This is a genomic window from Bradyrhizobium sp. LA2.1 (genome assembly GCF_040547725.1).
Classification (GTDB): Bacteria; Pseudomonadota; Alphaproteobacteria; order Rhizobiales; family Xanthobacteraceae; genus Bradyrhizobium; species Bradyrhizobium barranii.
Genome location: NZ_JBEPQI010000024.1, coordinates 34,267 through 49,960 on the forward strand (window position 1 = coordinate 34,267; position 15,694 = coordinate 49,960).

13 protein-coding genes are annotated in these 15,694 nt (G+C 64.9%); 3 read left to right on the forward strand and 10 right to left on the reverse strand.

The window, feature by feature from the left end; all coding sequences use genetic code 11:
• Positions 1–44: 44 nt before the first annotated feature.
• Positions 45–1,394: an 8-oxoguanine deaminase gene (locus tag ABIB95_RS35115; RefSeq protein WP_354246393.1), complete on the forward strand. Its 1,350-nt coding sequence runs from the start codon at positions 45–47 to the stop codon at positions 1,392–1,394.
• A 109-nt stretch (positions 1,395–1,503) separates the two neighbouring features.
• Here ABIB95_RS35115 and ABIB95_RS35120 read toward each other — a convergent pair whose 3' ends face one another.
• The 4 genes from ABIB95_RS35120 to ABIB95_RS35135 form a co-directional block, all read right to left on the reverse strand.
• Positions 1,504–2,580, reverse strand: a complete 1,077-nt coding sequence (locus ABIB95_RS35120; RefSeq protein ID WP_063986211.1) for a BMP family ABC transporter substrate-binding protein — start codon at positions 2,578–2,580, stop codon at positions 1,504–1,506.
• 77 nt (positions 2,581–2,657) lie between these two features.
• Positions 2,658–3,575 carry an ABC transporter permease gene (locus ABIB95_RS35125; protein WP_354246396.1) on the reverse strand — a complete coding sequence of 306 codons (918 nt, stop codon included), beginning with the start codon at positions 3,573–3,575 and terminating at the stop codon, positions 2,658–2,660.
• On the reverse strand, positions 3,562–4,653 hold the full coding sequence (locus ABIB95_RS35130) for an ABC transporter permease (protein WP_354246399.1): 1,092 nt from the start codon (positions 4,651–4,653) through the stop codon (positions 3,562–3,564). Before ABIB95_RS35130 ends, ABIB95_RS35125 begins: the two co-directional genes overlap by 14 nt.
• A complete protein-coding gene (locus ABIB95_RS35135; protein WP_354246402.1) occupies positions 4,637–6,208 on the reverse strand; it encodes an ABC transporter ATP-binding protein in 1,572 nt (523 codons plus the stop codon). Before ABIB95_RS35135 ends, ABIB95_RS35130 begins: the two co-directional genes overlap by 17 nt.
• A gap of 573 nt (positions 6,209–6,781) precedes the next feature.
• Here ABIB95_RS35135 and ABIB95_RS35140 point away from each other — a divergent pair.
• Positions 6,782–7,891: a hypothetical protein gene (locus ABIB95_RS35140; protein ID WP_354246404.1), complete on the forward strand. Its 1,110-nt coding sequence runs from the start codon at positions 6,782–6,784 to the stop codon at positions 7,889–7,891.
• Positions 7,892–8,080: 189 nt separating this feature from the next.
• Here the strand turns inward: ABIB95_RS35140 and ABIB95_RS35145 are convergent, their stop codons facing one another.
• The 6 genes from ABIB95_RS35145 to ABIB95_RS35170 are packed head-to-tail and all read right to left on the reverse strand — an operon-like array spanning position 8,081 to position 13,953.
• On the reverse strand, positions 8,081–8,566 hold the full coding sequence (locus ABIB95_RS35145; RefSeq protein WP_354246407.1) for a nucleoside deaminase: 486 nt from the start codon (positions 8,564–8,566) through the stop codon (positions 8,081–8,083).
• Positions 8,567–8,579: 13 nt separating this feature from the next.
• Positions 8,580–10,112: an ABC transporter ATP-binding protein gene (locus tag ABIB95_RS35150; RefSeq protein ID WP_354246409.1), complete on the reverse strand. Its 1,533-nt coding sequence runs from the start codon at positions 10,110–10,112 to the stop codon at positions 8,580–8,582.
• Complete coding sequence (biuH, locus tag ABIB95_RS35155; RefSeq protein WP_354246412.1) at positions 10,109–10,792, reverse strand: biuret amidohydrolase; 684 nt, start codon at positions 10,790–10,792, stop codon at positions 10,109–10,111. Before biuH ends, ABIB95_RS35150 begins: the two co-directional genes overlap by 4 nt.
• Before the next feature lie 11 nt (positions 10,793–10,803).
• Complete coding sequence (locus ABIB95_RS35160; RefSeq protein WP_038957599.1) at positions 10,804–11,730, reverse strand: ABC transporter permease; 927 nt, start codon at positions 11,728–11,730, stop codon at positions 10,804–10,806.
• Position 11,731: 1 nt separating this feature from the next.
• Complete coding sequence (locus tag ABIB95_RS35165) at positions 11,732–12,844, reverse strand: ABC transporter permease (RefSeq protein ID WP_354246415.1); 1,113 nt, start codon at positions 12,842–12,844, stop codon at positions 11,732–11,734.
• Positions 12,841–13,953 (reverse strand): BMP family ABC transporter substrate-binding protein, encoded by a 1,113-nt coding sequence (locus ABIB95_RS35170; protein ID WP_354246418.1) that lies wholly within the window; start codon positions 13,951–13,953, stop codon positions 12,841–12,843. The genes ABIB95_RS35165 and ABIB95_RS35170 overlap by 4 nt, the downstream gene beginning before the upstream one ends.
• Positions 13,954–14,354: 401 nt before the next feature.
• On the opposite strand from ABIB95_RS35170, the gene ABIB95_RS35175 reads away from it, so the two are divergent.
• Positions 14,355–15,629 (forward strand): allantoate amidohydrolase, encoded by a 1,275-nt coding sequence (locus tag ABIB95_RS35175; protein ID WP_354246421.1) that lies wholly within the window; start codon positions 14,355–14,357, stop codon positions 15,627–15,629.
• Positions 15,630–15,694 lie beyond the last annotated feature (65 nt).

A 15,694-nucleotide genomic window follows, 5' to 3' on the forward strand; every position in this document is an offset into this window, starting at 1 on the left:
GCCTTGCCGGCCTTGTCATCAGCGGATGTGAGGGGACCACGATCATGAGCGATGCAAAGCCGATCTGGATCAGGGATCCCCTCGCCATCCTCGCTGATGGTGCCGAGCGCGGGATCGTGGTGAGGGATGGCCGGATTGTCGAGCTCGTGCCGGCTGGCGGCAGGCCCGCGACGGCGGATGTCGCGGTGTTCGACGCGGGCGAGCATGTCGTGCTGCCGGGCCTGATCAACACGCATCATCATTTCTACCAGACGCTGACGCGAGCGCTGCCGGCGGCGATGGACCGCGAGCTGTTTCCCTGGCTCCAGGCGCTTTATCCGGTGTGGGCGAGGATGACGCCGGAATCGCTCGAGCTCGGCGTCACCGTGGCGATGTCCGAGCTCCTGCTCTCGGGCTGCACCACCACAACGGATCACCACTATGTGTTCCCGGCGGGGCTCGAGGAGTCCGTCGATATCGAGGTCGGAGTCGCAAAACGGCTTGGTGTCCGGGTGCTGCTCACGCGCGGCTCGATGAACCTGTCGCAGCGCGACGGCGGCCTGCCGCCTGACAGCGTCGTACAGGACGAGGACACGATCCTCGCCGACAGCGAGCGGGTGGTTGCAAAGCATCACCAGCGCGGCACGGATGCGATGGTGCAGATCGCGCTGGCGCCATGTTCACCTTTCTCGGTGACGACGTCGCTGATGCGCGCCACCGCCGATCTCGCCGACAAGCTCGACGTCCGCCTGCACACCCATCTCGCCGAGACCGAGGACGAGAACAAATTCTGCCAGCAGATGTATGGCTGCCGCCCGCTCGACTATCTCGAGCAATGCGGCTGGCTCAATGCGCGGACCTGGCTCGCCCACGGCATCTTCTTCAATGCGGAGGAGATGAAGCGGCTCGGCAAGGCCAAGACCACCATCAGCCACTGCGCATGCAGCAATCAAATTCTGGCGTCGGGCTGCTGCCCGGTGTGCGAGATGGAGGAGGCCGGTGTCGGCATCGGCATCGGCGTCGACGGCTCGGCCTCGAACGACGGATCGAATTTGATGCAGGAGGTGCGGGCGGCGTTCCTGCTGCAGCGGGCGCGCTACGGAGTGGCCAAGGTCAGCCACAAGGATGCGCTGCGCTGGGCGACCAAGGGCTCGGCGGCCTGCGTCGGCCGGCCGGAGCTGGGTGAGATCGCCGTCGGCAAGGCTGCCGATCTCGCCCTGTTCAGGCTCGACGAGCTACGCTTCTCCGGTCACGGCGATCCGCTGGCCGCGCTGGTGCTGTGCGGGGCGCATCGGGCCGACCGGGTGATGGTGGCGGGCCAATGGGCCGTGATCGACGGCGCGATCCCGGGACTGGATGTTCCCGATCTCATTCGCCGCCACGGTTCCGCGGCGCGGGCGATGCAGGCGGGATAATCCGGGCAAAAAAGAAAGAGGGGGCGACCACAAGTGCCGGGTGCTTCTGGCCACCCCCTCCGAACCTCCTCCGGGAGGAGCAGGTGATCTAGACAATGCAAGAAGCGTGCTACTTGCCCGGAAGCTTGTCGTCGATGCCTTTGACATAGAAATTCATGCCGAGGATCTGGCCGTCATCGAGGTGATCGCCACCTTTGCACTCGACCGGCTTGCCGTCCTGCCCAACGACCGGGCACTTGAATGGATGCAGCTTGCCCGCTGTGATCGCGGCCTGGGCATCCTCGGCGAGCTTCTTCACGTCGTCAGGCATGTTGGTGTAGGGCGCCATCGCAAACATATGGCTGTCGAGGCCACCCCAGCTGTCCTCGGACTTCCAGGTGCCGGCGAGCTCGGCCTTGACGCGCTCGATGTAGTAAGGGCCCCAGGTGTCCAGGATCGAGGTGAGCTGGGTCTTCGGCCCGAACTTGATCATCTCGGAATCCTGGCCGAAAGCGAGCTTGCCGCGTTCGCTGGCAATCTGCATCGCCGCCGGCGAATCCGTGTGCTGCATGATCACGTCGGCGCCCTGGTCGATCAGCGCCTTGGCGGCGTCGGCCTCCTTGCCCGGGTCGAACCAGGTGTTGGCCCAGATGATCTTGACCTTGATGTTCGGGTTGATGGTCTGCGCCGCGAGGATCGTCGCGTTGATGCCGGAGACGACCTCCGGAATCGGGAACGAGCCGATATAGCCGAGCACGCCGGACTTCGACATCTTGGCCGCGATCAGGCCCTGGATGTAGCGGCCCTGCCACCATTTGGCCGAGTAGGTCGACATGTTCGGGTTGCGCTTGTAGCCGGTGGCGTGCTCGAAATGCACGTTCGGATATTTCTTGGCGACCTTCAGTGTCGGGTCCATGTAGCCGAACGAGGTCGTGAAGATCAGCTTGTTGCCGGCGCGGACGAGCTGCTCGATGGAGCGCTCGGCGTCGGGACCTTCGGGCACGTTCTCGAGATAGGTGGTCTCGATCTTGTCGCCCAGCTCCTTCACCAGGGCCTGGCGCGCGAGGTCGTGCTGGTAGGTCCAGCCCAAGTCTCCGATCGGACCCAGATAGATGAAACCGACTTTCAGCTTGTCGGCGGCGGAGGCTGCACTGACGCTTCCGGCAAGCAAAAGCCCGGCAGCCAGCGCAAGAAGTGATTTCCTCATCATCAATCTCCAAACATCAGGGGAAAGCCACGATCCGCAAGGTGCACGCCCCATCGCGCACGCCGCGGAAATGAAACTCAGCGGTCGGGCACGAACACGGTACCGAGCGCAGCCGGCGCGGTCGAGCCGCCGGTGCGCGCGCGGGAGAGCAGGACCAGGACGATGACGGTTGCGAGGTAAGGCAGTGCCGACATGAACTGCGAGGGGATGCCGACACCCCAGCCCTGCGCGTGCAGTTGCAGGATGGTCACCGCGCCGAACAGGTAGGCGCCGACCACGAGCCGGCCCGGCCGCCAGGACGAAAACACGACCAGCGCCAGCGCGATCCAGCCGCGGCCCGCGGTCATGCCGGGAATGAAGAACGGCGTATAGGCTAGCGGCAGATAGGCGCCGGCGAGGCCTGCGCAGGCGCCGCCGAACATCACGGCGAAGGTGCGGATGCGCAGCACGGGATAGCCGAGCGCATGCGCGGAGACATGGTTGTCGCCGCAGGCGCGGAGGATCAAACCCGCCCGCGTGCGGTACAGGAACCACCAGACGCCGATGACGAGTGCGATGGAGAAATAGACGAAGGCGTCCTCGCCGAACAAGGCCCGGCCAATCAGCGGCATGTCCGTGAGGCCGGGAATATAGAGGTGCATCGCGGGCGTGATGCGCTCGCCGACGAAGCCGGCGCCGATCAGGCCGGACAGGCCGACGCCGAGGATGGTCAGCGCGAGACCCGTTGCAACCTGGTTGACGGCGAGCCCGAGCGTCATCAGCGCGAACACCAGCGACATCAGCGTGCCCGCGACGATGCCGAACAGCGCGCCGATGAAGATCGAGTCGGTGAGCCACGCACCCGCAAAGCCGCAGGCCGCACCAACGATCATCATGCCCTCGACGCCGAGATTGAGGACGCCGGAGCGCTCTGTGACGAGCTCGCCGGTCGCGGCGATCAGGAGCGGCGTCGATGCGGCGAGCACCGCGAGGATGATGGCTTCAACCAGTTCCACTGGCCACCTGTCGGTTCGGGAAAACCAGCTTGAAGCGATAGAGAATGAGCGAATCGCAGGCGAGGACGTAGAACAGCAGGATGCCCTGGAAGACCTTGGTGACGTCCAACGGGATCTTCATCGCGATCTGCGCCTGCTCGCCGCCGATAAAGGTCAATGCGAGAAAAAGGCCTGCAACTAGTATTCCAAGCGGGTTCAGCCGGCCGAGGAAGGCGACGATGATCGCGGTGAAGCCGTAGCCTGGCGAGATGCCGGGCTGGAGATGCCCGACCGGACCCGCGACCTCGATGATGCCGGCGAGCCCGGCGAGCGCGCCCGACACAGCGAAAGTCAGGATGACCAACTGGTTGGCGTTGAAGCCGCCGAACCGTGCGGCGCGCGGCGCCGCGCCGACCACGCGAATCTCAAAGCCCTTGATGGTGCGGCCGAGCAGGATCGCGGCTGCCGCGACGACGAGCAGGGCGATGATCGAGCCGAGATGCAGCCGGCCGCCTTCGATCAGCAGCGGCACCGTTGCGACAGGATCGAACTCCGCGGTGGTCGGGAAGTTGAATCCATGCGGATCGCGCCAGGGTCCACGTACGAGATAGTCGAGGAAGAGGTCGGCAACATAGACCAGCATCAGGCTGGTCAGGATTTCGCTGGCGCCGAACTTCACCTTGCAGATCGCCGGGATCAGCGCATAGAGCGCACCTGCGGCGGCGGCGAGCACGAGCATCGCCGGCAGCACCCAGGCCCCGGCATCGGTGCCCTGCGTCTTCACCGCGATCCAGCTTCCGGCCACCGCGCCGATCAGGAATTGCCCTTCGGCGCCGATGTTCCAGGCATTAGCGAGATAGCAGAGCGACAACCCGATCGCGATCATCACCAGCGGCGTCGCCTTCACCGCGATCTCCTGCAGCGAATAGCCGTCGGTCAACGGCGCGATGAAATAGGCATGCAGAGCGAGAAGCGGATTCTTGCCGAGGATCGCGAACAGGATGGTCATGGTGGCGATCGTCAGCCCGATCGCGATCAGCGGCGAGACCAGCGCGATCGTGTTGGAACGCTCGACGCGCTTCTCAAGCACCAACTGCATGCGCGGCCTCCTTCGGCTCCAGGCTGCTGCCCCCCATCAACAGGCCGAGTTTTTCGCGCGTGGCTTCGCTTGTTGCAAGCGGCGCCGACAGCCGGCCATGGAACATCACGGCGATGCGGTCGGCGATCTCGGCGAGCTCGTCGAGATCCTGGCTGGTGACGAGCACGGCGGCGCCTGCGGTTGCGAGATCAAGCAGCGCCTGACGGATCACGGCGGCGGCGCCGGCATCGACGCCCCAGGTCGGCTGGCTCACCACCAGCACCGCGGGGTTGCGCAGGATCTCGCGGCCGACGATGAACTTTTGCAAATTTCCGCCGGACAGGCTCGCCGCTTCCGGGTCCCGTTTGGCCTTGCGAACGTCGAACGTTTCGGTCGCGCGGTCCACGGTCTTTAGTGTCGCCGCGGTGTCGATGAAGCCGTGATGGACCATGCCGCTGGCGGCGTGCCCGGTCAGTAGCGCGTTCTCCGACAGCTTCATGCGCGGCGCGGTGCCGTGGCCGAGCCGTTCCTCCGGGACGAAGGCCGCGCCCAGCTTGCGGCGCCGGGTGATCGAGAGGTGGCCGGCGGCGATGCCTTCGATCACGACGGTGCCGGGGTCGTTCGACAGGCGCTCGCCGGAGAGCGCGGCGAACAACTCGTCCTGGCCGTTGCCGGCGACGCCGGCGATGCCGAGGATCTCGCCGCCCTTCAGCTCGAACGAGATGTGCTCGAGCCGCACGCCATGCGCCTCGCTCGGCGCGAGTGAAAGGTCGTTGACGACGAGTCGCGGCACGGTGGTCTTCCGGCCTGCCGGTGCCTTCACCTCCCTGATCTCGCCGCCGACCATCATCCGCGCGAGCGAGGCCGCGGTCTCGAGTCGGAGATTGCAGGTCTCGACCTTCTTGCCGCCGCGCAGGATCGTGGCGGTGTCGCAGAGCCGCTTCACTTCGTCGAGCTTGTGGCTGATGTAGAGGATGGCGCGGCCTTCGGCCTTGAGGCGTTCCAGCACGATGAAGAGCTGGTCGGCCTCCTGCGGTGTCAGCACGGCAGTGGGCTCGTCCAGGATCAGGAATTTCGGATCCTGCATCAGCGCGCGGACGATCTCGATGCGCTGGCGCTCGCCGACCGACAATTGCCAGACCTCGCGCCTGGGATCGAGCGGCAGTCCATAGGTCTTCGACACCTGCTCCAGCCGCGCCGACATGTCCTTGAAGGATTCCCTGCCGTCGAGGCCGAGCGCGACGTTCTCGGCAACCGTGAGATTGTCGAACAGCGAGAAATGCTGGAACACCATGCCGATGCCGCGGCTGCGCGCCTCTGATGGACCCGACAACACGATGGGGTGGCCCTGCCAGCGGATCTCGCCGGCGCTGGGCTGGATCAGCCCGTAGATCGCCTTGACCAGCGTCGACTTGCCGGCGCCGTTCTCGCCGAGCAGAGCGTGGATTTCCTTGGGCCAGATACCAATGTCGATGGAATCGTTGGCGAGGAAATCACCATAGCGCTTCGTGAGCCCGATCGTCTGAAGCAGAGGGGGCTCGCCGGAATGCAGGTCGTTGGACGTCTGATCTAACATTCGCGGATGCGCTGGCACGGGGTGAAGTGCCTCAATTGTGGGCTAGTTTGAACCGTCGCGTAAGATGTGAAAAAGCGTCATCCCTTGCTCAACGCTTCGGCAGGCGGTCTGTGTCGCGAGTCGCGGCCCTTGTCAGTCGATGATCGTCGTCAACCCACATTCGGGAGAGCCATTGCGGCGGCTCCTGCGAGAGACGCCTGTTGCAAATTTGTGACGGCTCAAACCAAATCGGAACCCGCTGTGCAGGCCTGACGTGAAGTTGAGCAAAGTCGCGCCGGCGCGCGTATGCAATTCCCGACCGGGCCAACGGTCGCTGTCGTCAATTGTGTCTGCATTCTTGCGCCGCCACGAAAGACAAATGAAATCAAACGGGAATCTTCGGCATCGCGTCACCGCACGCACGCAGCAGCGAAACGGAAAAAATCCTCGAATTCCCGGGTTGAAAGGCCGCCTCCTGCCGAAACAAGCGGCATGCCTTGAAAAAAGTTGAGGCTTCTCACTCCGGGAGATCGGCGCAAGTGTCGCACCCAAGGGGCGTTCATTTTTACGTGTCCAAACTTGGGGGTATTCAGGATGTCGTTTGGTTTCAAGGCAATCGCAGCCGCGGCGCTGTCGATTGCTACACTCGCTACCAGTGGCCTGGCTCAGGCAGCGGACCTGCCGGTCAAGGCTGCCAAGAAAGCGTCGGACGTCCCGTTCTTCCTGGTGATCGACAACCGCGTCACGTTCTCCTGGATGCCCAAGGGCACTGACCCCGGCATGTGGAGCGTCAATCCGAACGGCAGCATCAACGGTACCACCGCCAAGCAGGTCTATTCGTTCACGCACTTCGACCTCTGGGCCTACGGCACCAACTTCTTCACCATCTCCATGTTCAAGTCGGGTCATAACGACCCTGCTTCGCCCTGTATCGCACCTGGTCTGTCCTCCTCCTTCGGTGCAGCCGACTGCGCCGGCGCGACCGAGATCTACGGCCTGTTCCGCTCGACCTTCGGCTGGAACCAGCTCTTCAACACCAAGGCCTTCACCACGGGGCCGCTGCAGAACATCTCGTTTGAAGTCGGTATGGATGGCAATTCCGAGAACACCTTCTTGGCGCCCGCGAAGCGGGACGTCGTTGCCGGTCTCCAGTTCGCCTTCGATCTTCCTTACAAGGGCTACATCAACGTCGCGCCCTTGATGTACTGGGAGTTCTCCAACCACAACGCCTTCACTCAGTGCGGCAGCGGTTTTGCTGGCCCCCTCCCGGGTGTGAGCTGTAATTCCGATGGCAATGTCAGCTACAACCCGACCTGGGCCGTCGAAATCAATTACTACATGGACCTCGGCTTCCTGCCGCCGGGTATGCAGTTCTGGTCCATCAGCGGCCGCGCCGGCTGGTATGGAGCGAAGGGCGACTCGAACGGCCTTCCCGCGCTCTCCGGCCCTGGCCGGTTCTCTACTGCTTCCAAGGTCGAGTTGAACAGCGAACCGATCCGTCTGACCTTCGACGCTTCGAAGGCCGCCTGGGGTGACAAGTACTCGCACTTCGTCGACCTCTGGGTCGCCTACCGCTACTGGCAGAACAAGTTCGGCCTCGACCACAACGCCATGCCCGGCGTCTGCACGGTCGCCGCGACCGGCCAGAGCACCAACAGCTGCACCGAGTCGACGGTTTACGGGGGTATCACTGTGAAGTTCTGATCGGCTGAAGGTCTTCAGGTTAGGATGGCGCCGCGCAGAGATGCGCGGCGTCATCGGCGTTTGTGAGAGCGTAGGGTGGGCAAAGGCGCAACGCGCCGTGCCCACCATCTCTCCGAGCGGTTGGGATTGGTGGGCACGCTTCGCTTTGCCCACCCTACGAAGGCTACGAAGCCGAGTATGTGGCGGCGCCTACTTCGTCCACACGCCGTCGTGCAGCGCTTCGGCCTCGTCCCCCAGCAGCGGCCCCACAACCTCCGTCGGCCGCTGGCCGCTGGCAAAGACCTCGCGGCAGGGCAAATCGAGCGTGGGGTTCTCGGGATGGTTGCCGGTGACGCCGCGCAGCCGGTGCTCGCTGAGGCCGTAGACCACACGGCCGATGCCGGCCCAGTAGATCGCGCCGGCACACATCGCGCAGGGTTCGGCGGAGGAATAGAGCGTGGCCTTCGCCAGCACCTCGCGGTCGAACCTACGGCAGGCCTGCGTGGCCGCGAGGCGCTCGGCATGCGCAGTGCCGTCGTGGTCGGGCATGTAGCCGTTCTCGGTCTCGATCAGTACCTTGCCTGCGGCATCGACGACGACGCAGCCGAACGGATGGTTGCCATGGGTGAGGGAGCGGCGCGCGACCGTAAAGGACAGGCGGAGGAAGTGCTCGTCGCGCTCGGATCCGCCGCTCATCGCTCTTCCCTGGTCAATGCCCCGCCATATGCCGACCGACCACGGTGAGATCGGCTTCGCTGGTTCGTGCTTCATACACGAATTCGCCGTGGAACATCACCACCAGCCGATCGGAGAGTTCGAGCAATTCGTCGAGGTCCTCGCTGACGAGCAGCACGGCGGCGCCACGGTTGCGGGCGGCCATGATCTCGGCGTGGATCTGCGCCACCGCCGCGAAGTCGAGGCCGAAGCAGGGATTGGCCGCGATCAGCACCTCGACGTTGCCGCCAAGCTCGCGCGCCAGCACGGCGCGCTGGACGTTGCCGCCCGACAGCGCCGCGATCGGCGTATCGGGCGTGCGGGTCTTGATCTTGTACTGGGCGATCTTCTTCTTCGCGTCCTCCCGGAAGGCGCCGCGGTTGAGCCACCAGCCGCCGCTGGCGAAGGGCGCGCGGTCGAATTCGCGGAAGGCGATGTTGTCGGCGACGCTCATGCCGCCGACGCAGGCGTTCTTGAGCGGCTCCTCGGGCAGGAGCGACATCTTGTGGCGGCGCATTTCCTCGCGGCTGGCGTGATAGGGATCGCCTGCGACGCGGATCTCGCCGCTCTCGGCTTCGCGCTGGCCGGCCAGCACCTCGACAAGCTGACGCTGGCCGTTGCCGGAGACGCCAGCGATGCCGACGATCTCGCCGGCGCGCACGGTGAGCGAGACGTCATGGACGGCCATGGCGCCGGCATCGTCGAGCGCGCGGAGCTTTTCCAGCTCCAAACGCGCCTTGCCGGCTTCGCCGGTGCGCGGCGGCTGCACGGTCAGTTCTTCGGCGCCGATCATGGTTCGCGCCATCGCATCCGGTGTGAGTTCGGAAACCTTGCCGGCACCTGCGAGCTTGCCGCGGCGCAGGATCGTGACGTCGTCGGCGAAGGCCATGACCTCGCGGAATTTGTGCGTGATCATCAGGATGGTCAGCTCGCCCTTGACGACCATGTCGCGGAGCATGCCGAGCACTTCGTCGGCCTCCGCGGGCGTCAGCACCGAAGTCGGCTCGTCCAGGATCAGGAAGCGGCGCTTCAGATAGAGCTGCTTGAGGATCTCGCATTTCTGCCGCTCCCCGGCGGAGATGTCGGAGACCTTGGCGCCGAGCGGCACCTTGAACGGCATCCGCGCCAGAAAAGCCTCGAGCTCCTTCATCTCCTTTGGCCAGTTCACCACGGCCGGCACATCGTCGCGGGCCAGCACGAGATTTTCCGCGACCGTCATGGCCGGCACCAGGGTAAAATGCTGGTAGACCATGCCGAGGCCGAGCGCGTGGGCGTCCTTTGGATTTGCGACCGCCTGCTCGCGGCCGCCGACGAGGATGTCGCCTTCGGTCGCGTGGTAATAGCCCATGATGCATTTGACGAGCGTCGACTTGCCGGCGCCGTTCTCGCCGAGCAGCGCGTGGAACGAGCCCGGCCGCACCTTCAGCTCGACATTGTCGAGCGCGAGGAAGTCGCCGAAGCGCATGGTCATGGCGATGGCGTCGACGCCGAAGGCGCCTGCTGGCGGCGGCGTTTCGCCGATGATCACGAAATAGCTCCGATGAAGGCGTCCGACGTCGAGACCGCGCCGAACACGCCGCCCTGCATCTTGATCATCTTCAGTGCATGATCGTGATTGCTCTTGTCGGTCGCGCCGCAGCAATCGTGCAGCAGGACGCATTCGAAACCGCGGTCGTTGGCCTCGCGCATGGTGGTGTGAACGCAGACGTCGGTCGTGATGCCCGTCAGTACGATGTTCTCGATGCCGCGCACGCGCAGGATCAGCTCCAGGTCGGTCGCGCAGAACGAGCCCTTGCCGGGCTTGTCGATGATGGGCTCGCCCCGCAGTGGTGCAAGCTCTTCGATGATGTCCCAGCCCGGCTCGCCGCGCACCAGGATACGGCCGCAGGGGCCGGGATCGCCGATGCCGGCGCCGATCTGGCGCGAGCGCCAGCGCTTGTTGGCGGGAAGGTCGGAGAGATCGGGGCGATGGCCCTCGCGGGTATGGATGATGTGAAAGCCTTGGGCGCGCATGGCCGCGAGCAGCTTCTTGATCGGCTCGATCGGCGCCCGCGTCAGCGAGAGGTCGTAGCCCATCTTGTCGACATAGCCGCCGATGCCGCAGAAATCGGTCTGCATGTCGATGATGACGAGCGCGGTGTTTTGGGGGCGGAGATCGCCATTGTAGGGCCAGGCGTAGGGCTCGGACTTGATATATCGCTCGGGCATGATTTCGTTCTCTAACGGGTGATCGACAATTCGGCCGGGGCTCCGGTCAGTGTGCGTTTCGGCGAGCAGGTGATGATCATGATCGCCAGCGTCAGGATGTAGGGGGCGGCGTTGAAGAGGTGATAGCCGGAGGTGACGCCGACCGATTGCAGTGCAGGGCCCAGGGCCGCGGCACCGCCGAAGGCGAGCGAGGCCCACAGGCAGAGCAGAGGATCCCAGCGCGCGAAGATCACGAGCGCCACGGCGGTGATGCCCTGGCCGGAGGACAGGCCCTCGTTCCAGCTGCCGGGATAGAACAGCGACAGGAACGAGCCGCCGATGCCGGCAAGAAAACCTCCGACCATGGTCGCGCGCAGGCGGATCAGCAGCACGGAGTGGCCCATCGCGCGCGCTGCGTCGGAGCTCTCGCCGGCGGTGCGGATCAAAAGGCCCCAGCGCGTGGTGCGGAAGGCCCAATAGAGGATCGGCGCCAGCGCGACGCCGATCAGGAACAGGACGTTGACGCGCAGCGCGGCGCGAACCTGCGGGACGTCGCTCCACCAGCCAAAATCGATCGCGGGCAGGCGCGGCGCGGTGGGCTCGATCAGCGGCTTGCCGAGATAGAAGGCAAGGCCGGTGCCGAACAGCATCAGCGCGATGCCGACCGCGATATCGTTGACGCGCGGCAGCGAGCAGATACCGGCGTGCAGCGCCCCCAGCAGTGCGCCTGTGATGCCGGCGGCGAGCACGCCGAGCCAGGGCGATCCCGTGAGATAGGAGATGCCGTAGGCGCTCATCGCCCCCATCACCAGCGTGCCCTCGAGGCCGAGATTGATGCGGCCGGAGCGCTCGGTGATGCATTCGCCGAGACTCACGAACAGGAACGGCGTCGAGACGCGGATGGCGCCGCCGAGCACGGCGAGCGGGACAGTCCAGAGCCCGATCGATCCGTCTGCCATCTCAGGATTTTCCCTTCAACAATCCAATGCGGCCGTAAAGTGCATCGCTGGCCAGCACGAAGACGAAGATGATGCCCTGAAGCACCAGAACGGATGCGTCGGGCAATCCGAGACGGCGCTGGAGCAGGCCGCCGCTGGCGCTGATGCCGCCGAGCAGGATCGCGACAGGAATGATCGCGAGCGGATTCTGCCGGGCGAGGAAGGCGACGAGAATGCCGGTGAAGCCGTAGCCCGCCGCAAGGTTGGCGTTGGTGCGTCCCTGCACGGCGGCGACCTCGACCATGCCGGCAAGGCCCGCGGCGCCGCCGGCGAGGAAGCAGACGGTCGGGATCAGCTTGCTGACGCCGAGACCGACGATCTTTGCGGCGCGGATGTTGCCGCCGGCGACGCGCGCGGCGAAGCCGAACACGGTGTGATAGATCAGGACGTAGGCAGCGATCGCGGCGATCAGGCCGAAGACGAGGCCCCAATGCACGTCGGTGCCGGGAATGCTGCCGATCATGTTGGCGGCGCCGATCTCGCGCGTCGACGGCTTGTTGAGGCTGGCGGGATCGCGCATCAGCCCCTCAACAAGATGGTTGAGGATCGCGAGCGCGATGTAGACGAGCAGCAGGCTCGAGATGGTCTCGTTGACGCCGCGATACTGGCGCAAGCCGCCCGACAGCATGATCCACAGGCCGCCGCCGATCACGCCGCCGATGACCATGGCAATTTGAACGACGAGCGGCGGCATACCCTGAAGCGCCAGCGCGGCGCTGGTCGCCGACAGCGCGCCGATCAGGAGCGCGCCTTCGCCGCCGATGATGACCATGCCGAGCTGTGCCGGCAGTGCGGTGCAGAGCGCGGTGAGGATCAGCGGCGCGGCACGCGTCAACGTATTCTGCCAGGAGAACCAGGTGCCGAAAGCGCCGTAGTACATGTAGAAATAGAGGTCGAGCGGGTTCTTGCCGAACATCGCGACGAAGATGCCGAAGATCACGAGCGCGCCGGCCAGCGCCGCGCCCGGGATCAGGACGTATTCGATTGTCGCGCCGTGGCGCTGAAGAAAGCCGGGACCGGCGGCCGGGGCAATTGTCCCGGCCGCTTCAGTGGAATCCGCGGCTTCCGTTGTCACGAAGTCGCTCCGATCACGCCGTCGACCAGGTAGTCCATCTTCTCCAGTTCGGGATCCTTCTGGCAGCGATCGGTGCCGGCCGCGATCACCGTCTTGCCCTTGTTGTCGACCAACCCGCCCTTGAAGATGGCGTAGCCCTCCGCCGACAGGAATTTGGCCTTGACCTCGTCGGCGTGCTTGCGCGCTTCGGCGGAGACTGCCTCACTGTAGGGCGAGGTCTTGACGATCTCTTCCTTGAGTCCGCCGCGATAGAAGTTCGGGATGCTTTCGCCGGCGGCGATCATCTTGACGAACTTCGGATAGAGCGCTTCCCAATTCCACTCGGCGCCGGTGAGATACGCCTTCGGCGCCAGCGGCGACTGGTTGGTGTGATAACCGCAGACGAAGGCGCCGCGGCGTGCGGCGTTCTCGACCATGGTCTTCGGACCGTCGACGTGGCAGGTGAGTACGTCGACGCCCTGATCGATCAGGCTGTTGGTGGCTTCGGCCTCCTTGACCGGCATCGACCAATCGCCGGTGAAAATAACCTGGGTGGTGGCCTTGGGATTGGCGAGCCTGGCGCCGAGCGCGAAGGCGTTGATGTTGCGCAGCACCTGCGGGATCGGCTTGGCGGCAACGAAGCCGAGCTTGCCGCTCTTGGAGGTGTAGCCGGCAACGATGCCCGAGATGTACTGGGCCTCGTCGATATAGCCAAAATAGCTGCCGGCGTTCTTCGGATCCTTGTCGCTCCACAGGCCGCCGCAGTGCTCGAAGCGCAGCTTCGGGAACTTGGTGGCCATCTTGATCATGTGAGGGTTGTAGTAGCCGAACGAGGTTGGGAAGAGCAGGGTAGCGCCGTCGAGGTTGATCATGGACTCGATCGTCTTCTCGACCGCGTCGGTCTCCGGCACCTTCTCTTCCTCGACGACCTTCAGCCCCGGAATTTTCTTCAGTGCCGCCGCGCCCTGCGCATGCGCCTGGTTGTAGCCGTAGTCGTCGCGCGAGCCGACATAGATGAAGCCGATGGTGGTATCGGCCGCGAAGGCGGAACGGACGCCCGCCGCCGCACCGAGGGTCAGGGCCGCGCCGCCCTGCAACAAATGACGTCGTGAAATCTTGCCGAAATCCATTGCTCGCTCCCCTTGGCGGATGTCCCGCCTTAATCTCGCGGCCGCGCCGGTCTGGCGGAGCCCGGGGATAAGATGTCGCAAGCTTCGTGCCAGAGGCCACCGAGTGGTCAATTGATCTGAAGCCATTGAAAAATATCGTGTTTATAAATTTTCAGAATCCTGCCGAGTAAGCTGGCAGATTAATTTTTGAGCAAAATATAGAAGTTGTATGCAATGGAGTTGAGCAGCAGGCCAGCTCGCGTGTGCGCGTGACGGGAGCTGCGGTCTGCCGGCAACCCGCATTCATGCTACCCACGCGCGGATCGGGATCGCGTTCGTGATTTTTCGCTGGCACCGAACTTGTATCGATTGCCGCCAGGACCGCCGCCGCCGCGGTCCCAAGAGATGGGAAGCTCGCCGAGATGGTTGCTGGTAACGCCGTTCAGAATGCATCGCTCGGCGAGGAGATCGTGCGACGGATCGACGAGATCGCCGCGATCTCGGAAGACGGCGACAAGCTCACCCGCATCTATCTCACCAACGAGCTGCGCAAGGCCGCTGACATCATCCTGGGCTGGATGCGCGAAGCCGGCATGAGCGCGCATCTCGATGCGATCGGGAATGTCTGCGGACGCTACGAAGGCGAGCAGCCGGGGGCGCCCTGCCTGATGCTCGGCTCGCACTACGACACGGTGCGCGATGCCGGCAAATGGGATGGGCCGCTGGGGGTGATCACGGCGATCGCCTGCGTCGCCGATCTCAATCGCCGCGGCAAGCGCCTGCCGTTCGCGATCGAGGTGATCGGCTTTGCCGACGAAGAGGGGGTACGTTTCGCCTCGACGCTGCTCGGAAGCCGGGCGGTGGCGGGCACCTTCGACGAGAGCGTCCTGAACACGCGCGACCGCGACGGCGTGTCGATGCGCGATGCGCTCGTCGCGTTCGGCCTCGATCCCGATCACATCGGCGCGGCCGCGCGGGCCCGGCGCGAACTGCTCGCCTATCTCGAATTGCACATCGAGCAGGGCCCGGTGCTGGAAGCCCGGAACCTGCCCGTCGGGGTCGTCACTGCGATTGCGGGCGCGACACGGCTCGCTGCGCGGCTGACCGGCATGGCCGGTCATGCCGGCACCGTGCCGATGGCGCTGCGCCGTGATGCGCTCGCCGGCGCAGCCGAATGCATCGGCGCGATCGAGCAGTTTTGCCGCACCGACGCGGGCGGGCTGGTCGGCACCGTCGGCTATATCCAGGCGAGGCCCGGGGCGACCAATGTCATCCCGGGCGACGTGTCGTTCACCATCGACATGCGGGCACCGACCGACATGCATCGCAAGCGCGCGGTCGCCGACGTCGTCCGGCAGATCGAGGCCATCGCCAAGCGCCGGCATTTGGCGCTTCAGCTCGACGTCACTCACGAGAATCGCACCGCGCCTTGCGCACCCTGGCTGAAGGACCAGATCGCGCAGGCGATCGCCGCCGAAGGCGCGTCGGTGTTCGAGCTGCCGAGCGGGGCAGGGCACGACGGCATGGCGATGATCGATATCGCCGATGTCGGCATGATCTTCGTCCGCTGCCGCGGCGGCATCAGCCACCACCCGGACGAGCACGTCGAGCTCGCCGATGCCGACGCCGGCGCGCGCGTGCTGCTGCGGGTGATCGAGAATTTCAGGCCGCAGGAGGGCCGTGCCGGCGCGAACTGATAGCCCGAAGCCCGCAAGTCACCGGGTAGAGATACGAATCAGTCATGTTTAAAATGGTGACCGCC

Excerpts from the sequence above, each read along its gene's own strand:
- ABIB95_RS35120 (WP_063986211.1), bottom strand. The coding sequence starts at position 2,580 with ATGAGGAAATCACTTCTTGCGCTGGCTGCCGGGCTTTTGCTTGCCGGA.
- ABIB95_RS35140 (WP_354246404.1), top strand. The coding sequence starts at position 6,782 with ATGTCGTTTGGTTTCAAGGCAATCGCAGCCGCGGCGCTGTCGATTGCT.
- biuH (WP_354246412.1), bottom strand. The coding sequence starts at position 10,792 with ATGCCCGAGCGATATATCAAGTCCGAGCCCTACGCCTGGCCCTACAAT.
- ABIB95_RS35170 (WP_354246418.1), bottom strand. The coding sequence starts at position 13,953 with ATGGATTTCGGCAAGATTTCACGACGTCATTTGTTGCAGGGCGGCGCG.
- ABIB95_RS35145 (WP_354246407.1), bottom strand. The coding sequence starts at position 8,566 with ATGAGCGGCGGATCCGAGCGCGACGAGCACTTCCTCCGCCTGTCCTTT.
- ABIB95_RS35160 (WP_038957599.1), bottom strand. The coding sequence starts at position 11,730 with ATGGCAGACGGATCGATCGGGCTCTGGACTGTCCCGCTCGCCGTGCTC.
- ABIB95_RS35135 (WP_354246402.1), bottom strand. The coding sequence starts at position 6,208 with ATGTTAGATCAGACGTCCAACGACCTGCATTCCGGCGAGCCCCCTCTG.
- ABIB95_RS35175 (WP_354246421.1), top strand. The coding sequence starts at position 14,355 with ATGGTTGCTGGTAACGCCGTTCAGAATGCATCGCTCGGCGAGGAGATC.
- ABIB95_RS35130 (WP_354246399.1), bottom strand. The coding sequence starts at position 4,653 with ATGCAGTTGGTGCTTGAGAAGCGCGTCGAGCGTTCCAACACGATCGCG.
- ABIB95_RS35115 (WP_354246393.1), top strand. The coding sequence starts at position 45 with ATGAGCGATGCAAAGCCGATCTGGATCAGGGATCCCCTCGCCATCCTC.